Source organism: Nitrosospira sp. Nsp13 (genome assembly GCF_900101945.1).
GTDB lineage: Bacteria > Pseudomonadota > Gammaproteobacteria > Burkholderiales > Nitrosomonadaceae > Nitrosospira > Nitrosospira multiformis_D.
In genome coordinates this window covers 87,845-105,990 of the sequence record NZ_FMVD01000006.1, presented here as the reverse complement: position 1 = coordinate 105,990, position 18,146 = coordinate 87,845, and the positions used below count along the sequence as shown (strand labels likewise).

16 protein-coding genes are annotated in these 18,146 nt (G+C 51.4%); 6 read left to right on the top strand and 10 right to left on the bottom strand.

Annotated features, from left to right (window positions below; translation table 11 throughout):
• Window positions 1–4 precede the first annotated feature (4 nt).
• The 10 genes from xrtA to BLO43_RS16775 all read right to left on the bottom strand — a co-directional run bounded on the left by xrtA (window position 5) and on the right by BLO43_RS16775 (window position 11,909).
• On the bottom strand, window positions 5–1,588 hold the full coding sequence (gene xrtA, locus BLO43_RS09115; protein ID WP_090906802.1) for an exosortase A: 1,584 nt from the start codon (window positions 1,586–1,588) through the stop codon (window positions 5–7).
• Entirely contained in the window at window positions 1,585–2,853 is a 1,269-nt protein-coding gene (locus tag BLO43_RS09110) for a TIGR03087 family PEP-CTERM/XrtA system glycosyltransferase (RefSeq protein WP_090906801.1), read from the bottom strand. Before BLO43_RS09110 ends, xrtA begins: the two co-directional genes overlap by 4 nt.
• Window positions 2,854–2,857: 4 nt before the next feature.
• Window positions 2,858–3,943, bottom strand: coding sequence for a FemAB family XrtA/PEP-CTERM system-associated protein (locus tag BLO43_RS09105; protein WP_090906800.1), 1,086 nt, complete (start codon window positions 3,941–3,943; stop codon window positions 2,858–2,860).
• The gene (locus BLO43_RS09100; RefSeq protein ID WP_175443912.1) at window positions 3,940–4,791 is read right to left on the bottom strand and encodes an XrtA system polysaccharide deacetylase; all 852 of its coding nucleotides are present in this window, start codon (window positions 4,789–4,791) and stop codon (window positions 3,940–3,942) included. The genes BLO43_RS09105 and BLO43_RS09100 overlap by 4 nt, the downstream gene beginning before the upstream one ends.
• 150 nt (window positions 4,792–4,941) lie before the next feature.
• The gene (locus BLO43_RS09095; protein ID WP_090906798.1) at window positions 4,942–5,949 is read right to left on the bottom strand and encodes an XrtA/PEP-CTERM system-associated ATPase; all 1,008 of its coding nucleotides are present in this window, start codon (window positions 5,947–5,949) and stop codon (window positions 4,942–4,944) included.
• 13 nt (window positions 5,950–5,962) lie between these two features.
• Window positions 5,963–7,588: a TIGR03016 family PEP-CTERM system-associated outer membrane protein gene (locus BLO43_RS09090; protein WP_090906797.1), complete on the bottom strand. Its 1,626-nt coding sequence runs from the start codon at window positions 7,586–7,588 to the stop codon at window positions 5,963–5,965.
• Window positions 7,560–8,483: an XrtA-associated tyrosine autokinase gene (locus BLO43_RS09085; protein ID WP_090906796.1), complete on the bottom strand. Its 924-nt coding sequence runs from the start codon at window positions 8,481–8,483 to the stop codon at window positions 7,560–7,562. Before BLO43_RS09085 ends, BLO43_RS09090 begins: the two co-directional genes overlap by 29 nt.
• A 352-nt stretch (window positions 8,484–8,835) precedes the next feature.
• Window positions 8,836–10,365 (bottom strand): XrtA system polysaccharide chain length determinant, encoded by a 1,530-nt coding sequence (locus tag BLO43_RS09080; protein WP_090906795.1) that lies wholly within the window; start codon window positions 10,363–10,365, stop codon window positions 8,836–8,838.
• A gap of 219 nt (window positions 10,366–10,584) precedes the next feature.
• Window positions 10,585–11,211 carry an XrtA/PEP-CTERM system exopolysaccharide export protein gene (locus BLO43_RS09075; RefSeq protein ID WP_081346802.1) on the bottom strand — a complete coding sequence of 209 codons (627 nt, stop codon included), beginning with the start codon at window positions 11,209–11,211 and terminating at the stop codon, window positions 10,585–10,587.
• 434 nt (window positions 11,212–11,645) lie between these two features.
• Window positions 11,646–11,909, bottom strand: coding sequence for a hypothetical protein (locus BLO43_RS16775; protein WP_175443905.1), 264 nt, complete (start codon window positions 11,907–11,909; stop codon window positions 11,646–11,648).
• On the opposite strand from BLO43_RS16775, the gene tsaE reads away from it, so the two are divergent.
• The 6 genes from tsaE (at window position 11,901) to BLO43_RS09040 (ending at window position 18,109) form a co-directional block, all read left to right on the top strand.
• Window positions 11,901–12,314: a tRNA (adenosine(37)-N6)-threonylcarbamoyltransferase complex ATPase subunit type 1 TsaE gene (tsaE, locus tag BLO43_RS09065; RefSeq protein ID WP_368086139.1), complete on the top strand. Its 414-nt coding sequence runs from the start codon at window positions 11,901–11,903 to the stop codon at window positions 12,312–12,314. The two genes, BLO43_RS16775 and tsaE, sit on opposite strands and share 9 nt — an antisense overlap.
• Window positions 12,284–13,618 carry an N-acetylmuramoyl-L-alanine amidase gene (locus BLO43_RS09060; RefSeq protein WP_254773404.1) on the top strand — a complete coding sequence of 445 codons (1,335 nt, stop codon included), beginning with the start codon at window positions 12,284–12,286 and terminating at the stop codon, window positions 13,616–13,618. The genes tsaE and BLO43_RS09060 overlap by 31 nt, the downstream gene beginning before the upstream one ends.
• A 168-nt stretch (window positions 13,619–13,786) precedes the next feature.
• Window positions 13,787–15,004 (top strand): efflux RND transporter periplasmic adaptor subunit, encoded by a 1,218-nt coding sequence (locus tag BLO43_RS09055; protein ID WP_090906794.1) that lies wholly within the window; start codon window positions 13,787–13,789, stop codon window positions 15,002–15,004.
• Window positions 15,005–15,010: 6 nt separating this feature from the next.
• Window positions 15,011–15,703 carry an ABC transporter ATP-binding protein gene (locus tag BLO43_RS09050; protein WP_090906793.1) on the top strand — a complete coding sequence of 231 codons (693 nt, stop codon included), beginning with the start codon at window positions 15,011–15,013 and terminating at the stop codon, window positions 15,701–15,703.
• A 78-nt stretch (window positions 15,704–15,781) separates the two neighbouring features.
• The gene (locus BLO43_RS09045) at window positions 15,782–16,939 is read left to right on the top strand and encodes an ABC transporter permease (protein WP_090906792.1); all 1,158 of its coding nucleotides are present in this window, start codon (window positions 15,782–15,784) and stop codon (window positions 16,937–16,939) included.
• Between the two features lie 3 nt (window positions 16,940–16,942).
• The gene (locus BLO43_RS09040; protein ID WP_090906791.1) at window positions 16,943–18,109 is read left to right on the top strand and encodes an ABC transporter permease; all 1,167 of its coding nucleotides are present in this window, start codon (window positions 16,943–16,945) and stop codon (window positions 18,107–18,109) included.
• The last annotated feature ends 37 nt before the right edge of the window (window positions 18,110–18,146 follow it).

Sequence of the window (18,146 nt, the reverse complement as noted above, 5' to 3'; positions counted from 1 at the left end):
GGTACTAGCGCTCCCATGCATTCTCAAGCCCTTTTGTCATCGTCGGCATCATGTCATCCACAAAAGCCTGAAGCACTGGAACAGCTTCATCCGGTGTCTCCTCGTAACGCGCGGCGATAATGATTTCCGCCCCATCATCCCCTCTGCCCAGGAGTTTATTCCGCGCCAGAATAAATTTAGCCATGTAAGGACTCGCCGTCTTCTCCGCGCCAATCCAATACCACCTCCAGATGAGCAGATTTGTGGCAGGCGAATGCAACTGGTTCTGCCTGATGGTCACTGGCTGAGAACTGAGCAGTATGTCGCGTGTACTTTCCCCGATGGTCCGCCAATGGGGTTGTGTTTCCGGTACGAGCAGATTCTCGGAGTTGATCAACTCTGTTCCTTGCTGCTGGTTACGGTAGTAAGTAGCGTAAAGATCCACCGACCCGCCGCTGCCCCGGTAATTTTGCAGGAACCGGGCGGCGGCACCGATGTACTTGGGCCTCCAGTCGGAAATTTGGGTGCTACCGGTCTCCCACTTTCCTGAAACGCCTGGAATTTCAATTTCGGGTTCCGTGCTGCGGGAAAATCTGTTTTCAAGATAAGCGGCAGACACCGGCCAGATAAAAGCAATGGCAAGAACTGCGCTGGCAGTGAGAACCATGCTCTTGAGTGAGCCTTTACTGCCCTGATTAAACCTGGATCCAGGATGGGGGTCAGCCTCGGTATTGTCATTTTCGCGATCATCCTCGCGCCAGAATGACCCAATCCAGAATAACAACAGCATCACAAAACCAAAGAATATCCAGCCATAAATAAGATGATCGACTCCCACAGCCAGACGCATGTCGCTCAGATGGCCGGTCATCACGATCATGTAGGCACGAATCCCATTGGCGATGATAGGTACAATCACCGAAAGCGCGATAAACGCCAGACGGCGTTTCAGGCTTCGGTATGTCAGATAGGCATAAAGCGTACCCAGCGTGAAGGATGCAATCAGGTAGCGCAAACCACTACAGGCCTCCACCACGGACCAATTCCCGCTGGGAATGGTAAAGAAACTCCCCTCGCGGTAAACCGGTATACCAGTCAACTGCAGCGCCCGTACGGTAAAGTCAGCGGTAAAGTCTATGAGGGGAGGAATAAGCGCATCGCCAAAGGGTACCGCGAGCAAGAGATAGGCCAACGGAAAAGCGAGCGCCCAAGCCATCCGGGTTCCCAAAATTGCCCAAACCGCGGCGGAAATCATTGTTATCAGAAAATATTGTTCAAACACCTGAACGCTGGCGAGCGTTGCCAGCAACCAGCCAAAGCCCAAGGCACCGAGTACCGCCAGAGCCAGAGGGTTGGGCTCGGGGTGAAATGTGCTCAGATATTTGCGTTGCTCCCAGATCAAATAGGCACTGAAGGGAAAAATAAGAAAACCATGGGCAAATGTATCGGATCGCTCCCAGATGGAAACCATGGACCAGGTGGTTTCATGGTAACCCGCCAATATTGCAGCAATAATGACAAGGGTGAGGAGCGCGGCTCCTTTCAAACTTTGCTGATCCAGCGTTGTGGCTGAACCATGCGCGATTTTTTGCGGTGTCTGTACGCTCATGCCACATCTCTCGCGGATTTAAAATGGTTTTGCAGGGCATGCGGACACGCTTCGTCAGTTGAAATAATTTGCGGCTGGGAAAGTAGCGCATCAACACGCGTCAGACCTTTTTCCCAGCTGTAATCCTCCAGAACACGGGCTCTCGCCGCATGACCCATGGTCCGATGCGATTTGCTCTGAAGTAGTGTAACTATTTGATGAACAAAATCGTCCTCATCGTTTGCGATCAATAGTTCCTTACCAGGAAGCGCGCATAGTCCTTCCATTGCCTGTGGAGAAGCGATCACAATCTTTTCCATGGCCATCGCTTCCAACACCTTGTTCTGTATACCGCGGGCGATGCGCAACGGTGCCACCGCCAACGATGCATGGGCGAGATAGGGCCGTATGTCCGGCACCGAACCCGTTACCGCAACTCCGGGGAGGGCAGCCAGCGCCATTACTCGTGCTGTTGGCCGTGCGCCGACGATATGGAATTCGACATCGGGCAAGTGCGCCCGAATTGCGGAAAGGACGCCGCGCGCAAACCAGTCCACGGCATCAACATTAGCCCAGTAATCCATAGCCCCGGTGAAAACCAGGGTATCGGTACCGGCGGTGTAGGGATTAGGGTAGATATTTTTTGGCGAAAAATAGTCCGCATCGACGCCGTTGTTAAAGTAAGTGACTTTTGTCGCGACCTCAGGCGCAAGCTGCTTGAATAAATTGGCTTCTGCCTCGGAAACGAAGGTTGCACCGTCAAATTCTCTGGTGACCTGCTTTTCATAGCTGAGCAGCAATCTTGATTCGCGCCGGTATATCCAGTTCATCGGCCAACTTTTGGTGGCTGCGTATTGCATCCATTTGTCCGAATCGATATCCACAAAATCGATTATCCGGCGTGCAAGCCCGGCATGGCTTACGTATTGCGCCATGCCTGAGGAGAAAATCAGAATATTTCTGACGGATCTTGTTTCGAGCACGCTATTCACCCACGCTTGCAAACCCTCATCCCGATAGTAGGGTAAGGTAAGAGGTTGCCGGAAAAATAGGCCGCCAAGGCTGCGTAAGCGCGCAGCCTGAGGGGAGAGCTTGATAAAGCAGGTCTCATCGCAGAAATCTTTGACTTTATCCACATAGCTCCAGTCTTTCTCGTCATCGATAAAAGTACCGAGATGGATGCGGTAGTGTTGACTCAGGTGCTTGAGCAAGTGATAGGAGCGTATTTTGTCCCCCTTATCCGGCGGATAGGGAATACGATGAACGAGATAAAGAAGCTCCTGCATGAATCTAGCCCAGATTCTTCACGATGTAAGGACCAATAAAATTGGCAACCGGTAGCGGCAGTTTCCGCCAAGCCTTGATGAAAATCTGATATTTGGGATTAAGAGGGTTATGATCGGGCACCGCTCCTGCACGATGCAACTGATATTCGTAATGCAGCGGTTGCGGCTCAAATCCCCAATTCTTCTTGAAATCGTAAGAGCCCGTATTACGCTTGCTGCGCCCGAAGTCAAACGTTCTAACCCCTCTTTCACAGGCGCGGCGCATCAGTTCCCAGTACATGAAGTCGTTACCCGCCACCTCCCTTGCTTCGCCGGTGCCGCCCCCATAATAAGGCAACACCTCGTCACGGAAATAAAAGCTCATTACGCCACTGACGGTGCACCCTCCTTTTAGAACGACCATAAGCTCGCAATCTTTAGCGAAAGTTTCCTTGAGAAGCTGGAAGTATCTCCTCGAAAAGACCGGAGTACCCAAACGGTGCACGCTTGCGGAATAGGCTAAAAAAAAACGCTCGGTATCCTCATCTATGACGCTTTCCAGTCCAGCCTTGATACCCTTGCGCACCATTGCACGCTGCTTGCGCGGGATGGCCTGCATGTTCTGCTCCACTTCCGGATCTATGTCTTTACGGAAAGTGACATAGAGATCCTTGGTTGGCCAGTCCGGGTGTTGTATTCTCAAATTCCGGTATTCGAGATAGTCGGTTTTCAGGCGTGCAGCGAGCGCCTGGGCGGCGCGGTCGAGCGCGGTGCGGCCAGATTCCGAAATTGCGGCAATGCCACCATAGACACAAAATGGGAGCGAACTCAAGCAATGGCCAAAAAGCCTGCTGTTGATTTCCGCCAATGGCAGCACTGCTTGAATTTTCCCTCCGGATTCGGCGTAGAGATACCAGGTTCTATGGCCCAAAGCACGTTCAATGACCGTCTTCCAACCAGCGCGATGAAAGAAAGTGGCTTCCGGACAGCCTGAGACGAATTCGTCCCATCTTGCTGCATCCTGTGGCTGAAAGGCATGGACCACCGGCGTGTCGATTTTGTGGAGGGAAGCCTGATGATCCTCCTGGAATGCGTCAATGATGCTGCTCATGCATCTTGTTCTAGAAAAATCCGATCCACGCGATCCCACACAAAATCCCGAGTCAATGCCTTGATTCGCTCTTCCATACGATGAAGATTGTAATAGTGGCGGAAGCGTGTTTTCATGCTGATACCCTGCTGACGCGGCTGCTTATGATCTATTTCCCAGGGGTGGAAATAAAAGATCGCGGAACGGTGCTCGAGATGATTCAATCTTTGCAGGAACCATCGCGAAACCGGGTAGGGCCAAAGCCGGAAATAGCCGCCGCCGCCGGCGGGAAAATTCCGCTTGAATAAACGCATGGTAGTAATGGGTAGTTCCAGCAACCCATGATGCGTGCGCGGATGATGGGCGAAGCGAGGGGCTTCCGGCATGCCGTAATGATCATGCTGAATGGGATAAATACTGGAACTATAACGGTAGCCGGCTTCTTCAAGTATATCCAGCGCCCATAGATTATTGCGACCAATGGAAAAACTCGGCGCGCGATAACCTAATATGGCCTGACCGCCGATGTCTTCAAGAATGGCTTTGCTGCGCATGACATCATCACGAAATTCATGAGGCTCCTGATCGGAGACTCGATGATGAGCCCACCCGTGACTGGCAAGTTCGTGACCGTTTGCGACAATGCGCCTGACCATGTCAGGGTGGCGGTCGGCAATCCATCCCAAGGTAAAAAAAGTTGCCTTTGCACCTTCCTCATCCAGCAAGGAGAGTATACGATCGATATTGGACTCCACCCGGCAAAATATGGAAGTCCATGATTCCCTTGAAATATGGGGAGTAAACGCCGAAACCTGGAAGTAGTCTTCCACATCGACGGTCATCGCGTTGCGTATTGGTGTTGTGTTCATTTGACTACCCTCGCATAGCGCCGCAAACAATCAATTCCGCACTTAGCTCCGCAAGCCATTCTTCACGCACCAACAAATCACCTCCGCGATTCTTGCCGCTGAGTGGCAATAACGCTCATCCGGGAGCCGGTGTCCAATGTAAAGATGCATTCAAACCTTGTCTTTCCGAAGATTCTTGTTTACGCCGGCGAGAGACAGTACCTGCTTGAGCAGTTCCAGTAAAGAAACAACAGACCCCTCCAGCTCGGCAACCCGTTTGTCCATATTCTCCACACTGGCTAGCACCTCCGCTCTGTTCAGTCCGGATGCGATATCGGCCTCAACCTGGATGACGTCTGTCGGCATATCAAACTCCTGCTGGATATCGCGAATAACCTCATCGACTTCCGACCCGCCGAACCCGTGCAATTTTTCCAGGCAACCCATCAGCAAAAGGCGATCACACAATGTGTTGATCTTGCGAGGAATGCCACCGGTATAATCATAAATAGCGGCAAACGCACTCTCATCGAACGATGGATCTCCGCTCCAGCCCGCGGTACTGAGCCTGTGCTCGATATAGGATTGTGTTTCCGATAAATCCATGGGCCCAAGGTGATAGGTAGCGGTCACTCTTTGCCGCAATTGCTGCATATCCCCGCTAAGCAGCGTTCTCCTGAACTCCGGCTGGCCGAGCAGAAATGTTTGCAGCAGCGGCTTGTCGTCTGTTTGAAAATTGGAAAGCATTCTCAACTCTTCCACGGTTCGAGGAGAAAGATTCTGCGCCTCGTCCACCACCAGAAGAGCGCGCTTCCCTTGCTGATCACATTTACGAAAAAATTCTTCGAGTCCGATCAGCAGCGAAGCCTTGCCGGAGTTTTCGTAAGGCAACCCAAAAGCAGCGGCTACCATCCTCAGTGTATCGTCCGAGTCCAGATGAGTATTGACTATTTGCGCGGCAAGGATATTCTCGGATTCCAGCGTGCGGAAAAGATTGCGTACCAGTGTAGTTTTGCCTGCACCCACTTCTCCGGTTATGACGATAAAACCCTCTCCCTGCGAAAGTCCATACTCAAGATAAGCCATGGCCCGTTTATGGCCTCTGCTGCCAAAGAAAAAACTTGGGTCGGGTCTCAGTTGAAATGGTTTGACTCTGAAACCATAGTATGATGCATACATTCGTCTCTTACCTTTAGTAGGTCATGTTCAGGGAGGCGATAACAGCATTCTCGGTATAATGAGCCGCTTGGTTGGAGTCCCGCTCAACATGCCGAAATTGAATCATGCCATTCACAGCAGGCTGGACCTGAAATTGCCTTGTCAGGCTAAGCATGCCTATCTTGAAATCGTCTTTCCTGTCGGTAGTAAGATAGTTAAATCTTGTGTATCCCAAAATGAGATTGGCCCTGGTGAGCGCAGAAATCCTGTAACTCCATGTTCCGTTAATTCCACTTTGCCTGGTATGGTTGAGCAGGGCTGCGTTTGCTCCAAGGAGGTCGGCATCGTCCGACTCCGGTGAGAATGCCTTGCGTGTCATATCAAACACTCTGAGCAACAGCGTATTGGTTACACCATTCATAGCAACAGTTGCCTGGAAACGCTTCTGCAGATAAAGCCGGTTGGAAAAGAAATTGGTGGGATTAAGAAAAGAACCTGATCCGGAAGGATCGAAACCACCTCCACCACCTACACCGCCTATGCCACCTACACCACCTATGCCACCTGTACCACCGCCAGCCTGTTGGTTGAAAGTCGTGATGTTTTGATCATAACTCGCATTCCATACGGTAAGACGGGTACGATGATTGGCCAGAAGCGAATAGGTATCGCCAAAAAATCGTTGACCGCCACTCGCAATAATACTTGTTCTCTCGTCTGGTATCCATGAGAAACCCACGGTCCAGAAAGGGCTTGTGGGGCTTCCCCGGATTGAAATAAAAGTATTGCGTTCGTAGCCTCCGGTTGCTGTCAAGCCGAATCGGGACGTAACCATATAGCGGAGATTGCCAGTGGACCGTTCCATTTCGGCTGACCGGTTGGTATTGTCAAACTCGATCATCTGATTGCTATAGTTCAGACCCCAACTGAGTATTCTAAAGGCATCGCCGCTGTTGAGGCCAGCCTGGAAGGCATTCCTGTGGCTGTTGCGAAGCGCATTCACACTGGACTCAACGGCGCCGTAGGTGTAACGCAGCTCGGTTGAAGCAAGATCCTGGAAACGGTGACGCAGATAAGGACTGATGGAGTAAGTTTTTACATCAGCCCGATTACCGGTGACATTAACGTTGTCGAGCCCCTGCGGACCAAACAGGGAGGCATTTTGCTGGAATATTGCGGCTCTTCCGTCCACGAAAAAAAGATTCTCAATCAGTTCAGTTGTGGTTAAGCCAGTGAATTGATGCCTCATTCTGGTAAGATTACTATTCTCCGCGTAGATCAGATTATTCATGGTGTAATTGGCAGTGAGATTAAAACGGCGGCCTAAACCAGTCACCAATATGCCGGGATTGATCTGGGTCACTAAGTCACCGCCATCCGCCCCGCCGGCCCCCAATCTAATATTGTCGGAATACGTCTCTCTCACATTCAGCCGGGGCTGGATTCTCCATCCAGCGTCAGCGGGGATGGGTGCCGCATTTTGTCCCAGCCCCAGTCGCTGGTCTAGGCCCTGTTCGGCTGGACCCAGCCGGCCTGGTTGGGCTTGCCCATAAGAATAGGATGACAATGACAGCATTGCCATGGCGGCCCAGCAAACGACCGTGAATATATCTCTATTGCATTTCTGATTCTCAGGCACTTTCATGGTAATAATAACCATAATATTCTCCGCCGGAGAACGATCTGGCCTTGTTGTAGATCAAATTCACCACGTCACACGACTCGATCTGCCTGAGCATTTCCTTCACCGCCTGCTGTGAAGTCGTTTCAGCCTCTACCACCACAACAATCTGACCCATTTGGCTTGCCAGCACGCGCGCTTCGCTGGTTAAAAGCAGCGGCGGGGAATCAAAGATAACAACGCGATCAGCATAACGTTGTGCCAGCTCCTTTAGGAGCGCTGCCATACTTTGGCTTGCCAGTAGCTCGGTAGAATGCGAATGCCGCGTCCCCGCCGTAAGAAGCGTGAGTTTCTCCACGTTGGTTTTCATCAAGACATCTGCCAACTTGAGTTTGTCATCGAGAAGAATGTCCATCAAACCTCTTTCTGTCCCTAATCCCAGAATTTTTGGTACGGTGGGACGGGCTACATCCGCATCGACCAGAAGAACCCTACGGTCCATTTCCATTGCGATGCTCATCGCCAGGTTGACAGTACAAAAGCTTTTACCTTCCCCTGCCAGCGCGCTGGTAACCATAATCAAATTGCCATTCTTGATCATGCCCGCGCCCTGACTGAACGCATTGGTGAGCAATGGCCGTTTGATCACGCGGAATTGCTCGGCAACTTGTGTTCTTCCTTCGTCGGGCGTGACAATGCCATACTGACGCATCTTGGCGAGGTTGAGTGTAATGTGCTTGGATGTCGAGGCGGAAGGCGAGACAGGGCTTGGTGAAAAATTTTGGCTGATCTCTTTCTCGGGCGTATCATTTGCACTCGAATGCTTCTGGCCCGAGTTTACCAAACTACTGGGCGGCATTTGCGGTGGCATTTGTTTGGCACCACTCTTCCCTTCTTTTTCAAGCTTACCTGCGGCTCTTTCAATAATGCTCACGCTTTCTCCAATAGTGTTGGATTGGAACTTGCCAGGATACGGTTATCCATGATGTCTCCCGAACAAAATATCTGAATCTGAATCAAATCGACATAATATTGATTCCGAACCCCCCAATGGAAGCAGACGATCGCACCGGTTTTTTTAAACCGGAATAAATCGCGGGATTCCGGAATACCTCACCTGCCTGACAGAGACTGTTGCGACGAACCAATATCGTTGGCCACATACCTAGCCATCCTGTCTTGATCAGCGTCGCAGCAGCAGGGACTTAGTATAGGTGCTTCTTAGGGTAATAAATCTGCATGCGTCTCAAAAATTGGCGAAGAACGTCAAGTTGCAAAAACTCGGGTCAAATCATCTTTACCATTAAGGTGCCATATAAACCCAACAAAGATAGCAAAGATAGACCAAAGGCATAGAGCCGCTTCCTGCTCTTTACTTTCTCTTGATCCGTCCAGATCATGGGAACCGAGCCCAGGATTGGTCTGCCGGTAATTTCACGCAAGCTCGCCTGACTGTGGAATGTAGGCCGGACTTGGCTGATGACAAACGCTATCCCGATTCCGGCTAACAGAGATCCCAGAAACACCAGAGAAAACAGCTTGCCGCGGTCCGGTCCCACCGGCCGGTCGGAGACCGTCGGCGGATCGATGATCCTGAATGACATCAGATCAGTGGCGGAACCCAATTCACCTGATATCTTTGCGGATTCACGGCGTTCAAGAAGCTTCTCATAATTGGATTTATTCACCTGATAATCGCGATTGAGTTGAGCAAGTTCCGCCTCCACCTGAGGTACCGCGTTACTCAGCGACTTCAAACGATTGAAACGGGCGGTATATTCTTCCACGCGAGCCCTCATGGATGCCACATCGGCTTCAGCTTCCGCCAGGGCCACGTTAAGCTGTTGCAGCATGGGGCTATAGTTTTTTCCGGGATCGGTGGTATCTCTTACCACGAGCTTGGCCTCTTCTTTCTTGCGCTCTTCAAGTTGAGCGATCAGGCGCTTCGTGGAAATGATATCAGGATGCAATTCCGTAAAATTTAGTCTGAGCGCATCCAGGTTCTTGTTCAATGCGCTGATTCGGGAATCAATCTCCACATTCACTATAGGTGAAATCGCATCGCTCTGATCCACCATCATTACGGGCTCATCGCCAGTAATTTGCCTCTTGATCGCATCGCGCGCATGCTCGGCTTCCCGTAATTCCAGCCTTGTTTTGTTGAGATCTTCGGTCGCCGCGGATAACTGTGAATAATAATCGCTACCTTGCTGGGGCATCATTCCAATGTTCTTTTGCTTGAATGCCTTAAGGTTATTTTCCCCTGCTATCAACTTTTCTTCATAACTCTGGATCTGCTCATCAATAAAACGGAGCGCGGCGGAAGAATCCTGTCTCTTGTCTCCCAGCCCCCCTTCAACAAAAATGGTGAGCAACGATTGAACAACATCCTTAGCAAGCTTTGGATTTTTATTATTATAATGAATCGTAAACAGATTATCGCGACCGGTTGTCCCAAGCTTGATTTTCTCCATGAGTTCCTTGACGAGCGCTTCATGATCTTTCGCATCCTTGACCTTGATATCCAGATCGACCATGCGAACGACCCTCTCCACATTGGGGCGGCTGATCAGCGTACGGCTCATGATAGAAACCTGCTGTTGCAGATCGGGGGAAATCGTCATACCCGCCATGAGCGGTTTCAGGACATTTTGTGTGTCCACATAAATTCTGGCTGATGCCTGATAATCATCAGGCATCTTGTAGACGATAACCCATCCCGCAATAGCCACAACCCAGGCAGCAAGTACCGAGATCCAGCGATACTTCCATATCCCCTTCAAATAAACAAGCAGCTGGGTAGTCAGTTCCTCCATTTTGTCAGGCGTTCCTTGGAAATACTATTGTCGGCTTTTACGGCGATGGAATTTCTGGCGGCCTGTTTGCGCCGCCATCGGATGGAAATCCAAAAAGACTATTTTCATATTCATTGTCATTTTTTTACCCAGCTATCCTCGATCCCGAGGTGAAGCGAGCTGCCAGATCACTTTATATAGGGAATGGATATCCAAAGGCTAAATCAAGCATGCCGAAACTCAGAAGAAGCTCTCCGGTATAACTAAAACGTCACCTTGACGCATGGGGACGTTAGCCGAGATGTCACCGTCTCTGATCAGGTCATCCAGCCGAACGCTAAACTGTTGCTGTTTCCCATCCACGCTACGAATGATTCTGGCCTTGTTGCCGGCAGCAAAATCCGTTATGCCGCCCACTGCGATCAAAACATCCATTAGCGTCATTTCTTCGCGATAAGGAAGCGCCTGGGGTCTGGCTGCCTCGCCGATGACGCGGATTTGCTCGGTGTATGGTCCAATAAACTGTGTCACAATAACTGTTACAACAGGCTGCTGAATATACTTGGACAGCGCTTCTTCAATGTCTCGGGCCAACTGTGTGGATGTTTTTCCGCTGGCCGGGAGATCTTCCACCAGGGGCGTAGTGATTTTTCCATCGGGACGAACCGGCACCGACATGGAGACTTCCGGATTGCGCCAGACAATGATATCCACGTTGTCACCCGGCCCTATCAAATAATCGTGCGCAATATGCTTGTCGTCGGGAGAAAGAGGCGGATATGTTTTGCAACCGCCCAGGACGAGCATAGGAAACACGATAGCAAAACAGGTCAGCCATTTCTTGGTACTGATATGGGGAGTGTTCACTGAATTTCCTTTTTTCTGTTTATTGAAGATGCGCCGGGTCATGCAGGCCGCCAACGATAATTAAAGATGCAATGAGTAGATAGTGTTTTCCACGTATGTCACGGAATCTAGGATCTTTAATGTGCGTCATAATAGCATTTTTATATCAACCCGCTTTGGAATCGGAAAAGATTATCCTCAAGATAAAACACACCGTATAAGCAAATCAGCCAAGTTGAACGACTTGTTCCAGTTACAGGTCCGCATCGTATCAAGTTCAACGGCATGAGCAAATAGGACTTTAGTACGATCTTCTCAAGATTCGCGAGATCATTCGCAACGTCCTGGGAACGAGTTCAGACGGATAGTACGCCATATCCCATGTTTTGCCATATAATCCCTCTCACCGTGATAGGCCTTACCAAGCCACTCAAGTGGTCCGGATTCCGCTTCTGTCATTTCGGCATTTGTGCATCCGCGATGAAAATCTCCTGAAAGCCCCAGCCCTTTCCCCATGCTTTGATCGCATCGGCGAGCCGGGATAAATCGACGACCGCATCCGGGTAGACTCCACGAATTCCTGACGGATCTTTGGATATTTTTTTCTTTTGTATAGTTCTCATCATACCAATTCTTCCGCTCTGCATCACTTCACGCTCAGTCTTGACGGAGAAATCGCAACGCTGGCGCTCGGCGCGGAAATCGCAACAATATTGCATCCTGGTTTTGTTGTTTTCCTGAGCGGCAATCTGGGCGCGGGCAAAACCACGCTGGCGCGAGGCATCTTGCGCGGTCTGGATTATCAAGGAAAAGTAAAAAGCCCCACCTATAATTTAGTTGAACTTTATAAAATTTCTAGGTTATACTTCTATCACTTTGATTTCTATCGTTTCAATGATCCGATGGAATGGGAGGAAGCAGGTTTTCGTGAATATTTCAACGCAGAATCCATCTGTCTGGTGGAATGGCCCGAAAAAGCGGGCGGATTGTTGCCCCGAGCGGATTTGCAGTTTTTTATCCATATCACCGGAACAGATCATCGCCGCGTCGAAATTCGGGCGCATACGGAGACAGGGAGACGGTGTTTAAAGCAATGGCAAACCCTAAGAAATCCCGGGCAATAGCCGGTTGCCACAATCTTTCTGCTCCATCGGCATTCACCCTGTTTTTGTTGATAGCAATACTCCCGCTTTTGTCACTCAGCAATGGTGTTTTTGCGAATACCCTGGTCAGCTCCGCCCGGGTTTGGCCTGCGTCCGAATATACGCGTCTCACGCTAGAGTCGGCTTTACCCATCCAGTACTCGCTCAGCACGGTAAAAGATCCGGATCGCGTGGTGGTTGACCTGGAGCATGTCAGGCTCAGTCCGGAACTTGAGAACCTGCCGGGAAAAATTGACGCCACTGATCCTTACATACGCGCGGTGCGCATCGGCCGTTTCAAGCCGACCGTACTGCGGCTGGTGCTGGACCTCAAAACCGAGGCCATACCCCAGGCATTTGTCCTCAAGCCGGTAGGCAATTACGGTTATCGGCTGGTATTGGACATTTACCCCGCTATTCCGCCCGATCCACTTATGGCGTTACTCAATGAGAATGCCACAGCAATGTTACAGCCAGACCTCAATGCCGATAGCGGAATGAACGCAAAGGCAAATAGCAAAGCCATAAGGAATACCGCGACCGCAAAAAGGAACAAATCGGAAACGATACGGCTTATAACGGTCGCCATCGACCCTGGGCACGGTGGCGAGGATCCCGGAGCGGTGAGCCGCAGCGGCACCCATGAGAAAGACATCACACTGGCGATTGCCAAAAAGCTTAAAGCGAAGATTGATAAAGAGCCCAACATGCGCGCAGCCCTGACACGCGAAGGCGATTACTTTATATCGCTGCCGATGCGTCTGGTAAAAGCGCGCCAATTGAATGCCGATCTGTTCGTATCGGTGCATGCGGATGCTTTCATCAAACCGCATGCGCGCGGCTCGTCTGTTTTTGCGCTGTCCGAGCGGGGGGCAACTTCCGCGGCCGCCCGCTGGCTAGCAAAAAAAGAAAATGAGGCGGACTTGATAGGGGGAGTCAATCTGGATATCAAGGACCCCTATCTCAAGCAGACCCTGCTGGATCTGTCACAAACAGCCACTATCAATGACAGCCTCAGGCTCGCCCGGGAGGTGCTCTCGGAAATCGGCGATATAAACCATCTGCATAAAAACGAGGTGGAACAGGCGGGCTTCGCTGTACTCAAGTCTCCCGATATTCCGTCTATCCTGGTGGAAACCGCTTTCATCAGTAATCCGGACGAGGAAAAGAAACTGAAAGACGTTGCCTACCAGGACAAACTGGCCGACGCAATGCTTGCCGGTATCAAACGCTATTTCGCCAACAATCCGCCACTTGCGCGTTCAAGGATGGTGTTTCTGGAATAGCACTCTCTTCTCATCCACCACTATGGGTACTTCCTGACAAAGTTTGGTGGACCTCTATATAAGGCTCCGTGGCCTTTTTTGCCAACTGAGTTTGCCAACTGGGCTTTGCCTAGCCGTAGCATTGCTTCTACGCCATAATCATGCGATTGAATCATTCAGGATGTTGTTGTGGCCAACGAAGATCTATCCCGATTAAAGATTGACCGAAGCGGTAGCGCCAATATAACCGGCCATAGGAAATCTCCCCGCCTCATTCCCACACTGGCGATCATCGCGGCGCTGAGTCTGGTCATCATCTTCTACTTTCGTACCGGCACTGCGATGGAGGTGGAGTCCGGCACAGTCACCACCGCCTATCCGTCCCAGTCTTTCACGCTGCTCAATGCCACCGGCTATGTCGTTGCACAGCGTAAAGCGGCAGTCGCGTCGAAGGCTACGGGACGAGTCGAATGGCTGGGTGTGACGGAAGGCAGCCGCGTAACAGAGGGCGAGATTATCGCCCGACTGGAAAACACGGATGTCAGTGCCACGATGGAGCAAGCCGCGGCCAACGTTAGGGTAGCCAAGGCAAATTTACAGCACGGCCAAGCGGAATTGGTTGATGCCGAGGCGGCATTCAACCGCAATGGTGAACTGCTTGCCAAGGGCTTTATTTCGCAATTCGCCCACGACATCGCAACCGCCCGCTTTCGCAAAGCCCAGGCGGCTGTCCTGGGTTACCAGGCATCTGTTGGCGCGGCCGAGGCAAATTTTCGGGCTGCCCGGATAGCGGTGGAACAAACACTGATCCGCGCACCGTTTGATGGGGTAGTGCTGACCAAAAGTGCCAATGTCGGTGACGTAATAACGCCCTTCTCATCCGCACTCGATGCCAAAGGCGCGGTAGTGACGATGGCCGACATGGATACGCTGGAAGTCGAAGCCGACGTATCCGAGTCCAATTTACCCAAAGTGAAGCTCGAGCAGCCCTGTGAAATTCAGCTGGATGCGATGCCTGACGTACGATTGCGTGGCGTGGTTCAACGCATCGTGCCGACAGTGGACAGGGCCAAAGCCACGGTGCTGGTAAAAATCCGTTTTATTGATCGCGACCCGAACATTCTGCCGGAAATGAGCGCAAAAATCGCTTTTCTGGAGAAGGAAATGGCCGTAGAGCAGCGCACTGCCCGCACAGTGGTTCAGCCGGATGCCATTGTTCAGCGCAACAGGAAGAACGTGGTATTCATCATGAAAGACGAGAAAGCAGTTGAAACACCTATCGAAACCGGCGACAAAATTGGCGATATGATTGAAGTTCTGAAAGGTCCCAAGGCGGGTGATAAAGTCATACTACGCCCCGGCGATGGACTCGACGATGGAGACAAAGTCAAAACAGCGGCGAAATAAAGACGCATGGAAAATCCTCCGGAGCCCATTGTCCAGATCAGGCAGGTCACCAAAAGCTACCATCGCGGCGAGCAGCGGGTGCCGGTCCTGACGAATATCTCCTTCGATATTATTTCCGGCGACTTCATCGCCTTAATGGGACCTTCCGGTTCCGGTAAAAGCACCCTGCTCAATCTGATTGCCGGGATTGACAAGCCGGACAGCGGTTCGCTAAAAGTTAACGGGGTAGACATCGCCACGCTTTCCGAAGCGGATCTGGCCGACTGGCGTGCGGCCAATGTTGGTTTCATTTTCCAGTTTTACAATTTGATGCCGGTACTGACCGCGTTTGAGAATGTTGAATTGCCGCTGCTATTAACGCGGCTTTCGCGCGGCGAGAGGCGAGAACGCGTGGAGTTGGCATTGTCAATGGTGGGATTGACTGACCGGATGGAACATTATCCTTCGGAGCTGTCCGGCGGTCAGCAGCAACGCGTGGCGATTGCCCGCGCATTCATCACCGACCCCGTGATACTGGTGGCGGACGAGCCCACCGGAGATCTCGATCGCGCATCGGCAAACGATATTCTCGCCATGCTTGAGCGCCTTAACAGCGAGATGGGCAAAACCATCATTATGGTGACGCACGACCCGCATGCAGCTAAATCGGCCCATTTAATTCGACATTTGGAGAAAGGCGAACTGGATGTAACAAGCTGATAAAACAGGAGATATCTTACCCAACCTGTTCTCTTCAGACTTTTTTCATTATCGGCGTATCTGCGGAATTTTTCAAAAATGCATTTCCTGAAGCTTATCCTGAGAAATACGTTGCGGCACAAACTGCGCACTGGCCTGACCGTGCTGGGCCTGGTGGTGGCAATACTCGCTTTCGGGCTGCTGCGCACAGTCGTTGATGCCTGGTATGCGGGTGCGGAAGGCGCCTCATCGGCGCGCCTGGTGACACGGAACGCAATCTCGCTGGTCTTTCCGCTACCCATCAATTACCAGGAACGAATTCGCAGAATTCAAGGTGTTACGGCCATCTCCCATGCGAGCTGGTTTGGTGGAGTATATATCACGCCAAAGAACTTTTTTCCACAATTCGCCGTCGATGCAAAAACCTATTTTAATCTTTATCCCGAGTACCTCATTCCACCCGCTGATATGAAAGCATTCCTCACCGACCGCAAGGGCTGCGTGATCGGTCGCAAGCTGGCAAACACGTATGGGTTCAAAATCGGCGACACCATCCCTCTGCGCGGCACGATTTATCCTGGCGCATGGAGCTTTACGGTACGGGCTATTTATGATGGTGCGGAGGCGGGAACCGACACATCGCAGTTTTTCTTTCACTGGGACTATCTCAATGAAACCATGAAAAAAGCGGTTGCCCGCAGGATCGACTGGATCGGTGTCTACGTGATCGAAATTTCCGATCCCGACAGAGCCGCGGAGATATCGACTGAAGTGGACACGATGTTCAGAAACTCTCTTGCCGAGACTCTCACCGAAACAGAAAAGGCTTTTCAACTAGGATTTGTCTCCATGACCGAGGCCATTGTGGTGGCGATACGCATCGTTTCGTTCCTGGTGATTTTCATTATCCTTGCGGTAATGGCCAATACCATGGCAATGACGGCGCGCGAACGCATCGCCGAATATGCCACCCTCAAGGCACTGGGTTTTGGTCCGTACTTCCTCGCCGGATTAATTTATGGAGAATCCCTTGCAATTGCGCTGGCTGGCGCGGTGATTGGCATTCTGCTCACCTTCCCTGTTGCCGACAGGTTCAGCGAACAGGTCGGCACGCTGTTTCCAGTATTCGGAGTTTCCCTGGAAACGATTTACATGCAAGCCGCCGCCGCAATCGCGGTCGGCATTACTGCGGCAATTCTGCCCGCTTTTCGTGCCGCGCGGGTACCCATCGTGGAAGGATTGAGGAGCATCGGTTAATTCATGTCCGTTCCTCTTTCCTATATATGGCGTAACCTCGCCGCCCGCAAGCTGACTACCCTGCTTACCGCAGGGGGCATGGCACTGGTGGTGTTTGTATTTGCAACGGTACTCATGCTGGAGGAGGGTCTGAGGAAAACACTGGTGGAAACCGGCTCACCCGACAATGTGGTTATCACCCGCCGTTCCGCCGGGACTGAGGTACAAAGCGTCATTGATCGCGAGCAGGCCGCCATTGTGGAAAACCAGCCGGAAGTTGCCTACAGTGCGAACGGTTTGCGGCTGGCATCAAAAGAAACGATAGTATTGATTTCCCTCGCCAAGCGTAGTTCCGAAAAGGCTTCCAATGTATTGATCCGCGGCGTGGGGCAAAAAGGAATCGAACTGCGCCCGCAAGTGGAGATCACCGAGGGACGCATGTTTCGCCCTGGTTCAACGGAAATAATTGCAGGCAAGAGTGTCGCCGAGCGCTATCAGGGCGCCGGTGTCGGCGAAACACTGCGCTTCGGGCAGCGTGAATGGACGGTGGTCGGCATTATGGACGCGGGTAAAACCGGTTTCGATTCTGAAATATGGGGCGATGTGGACCAGTTGATGCAGGCATTTCGCAGGCCAGTCTATTCTTCGGTGATATTGAAGCTGAACGATCCCGCGATGCTTTCTCAGCTCAAAACCCGCATTGAAAATGATCCGCGCCTGACTCTGGAAGTCAAGCAGGAAAGTGTCTTCTATGCCGAACAGTCGCAACTGCTGGCAAATTTCATTCGCTATCTGGGAATGATACTGTCGATTATTTTCTCCGTCGGCGCGATTATCGGCGCGATGATCACCATGTATGCCTCTGTCGCCAACCGTGCGACGGAAATCGGCACTCTGCGCGCATTGGGATTCCGCCGAAAAAATATTCTGACCGCTTTTCTCGTGGAAGCACTGATGCTTGGCGCGGCGGGAGGCGTGGTCGGACTAATATTGGCATCATTCATGCAATTCTTCACTATTTCCACCATGAACTGGCAATCATTTTCCGAACTCGCGTTCAGTTTTACCCTGAATGGCGCGATTATCATCAAGTCATTTACATTTGCGCTAATCATGGGAATTGCCGGCGGCTTTCTTCCCGCCGCACGCGCTGCGCGCCTGAATATCGTGGACTCGCTACGGGCGGCGTAATGCTGCCAATCAGGTCGATCTGCATACCCTGCGCATT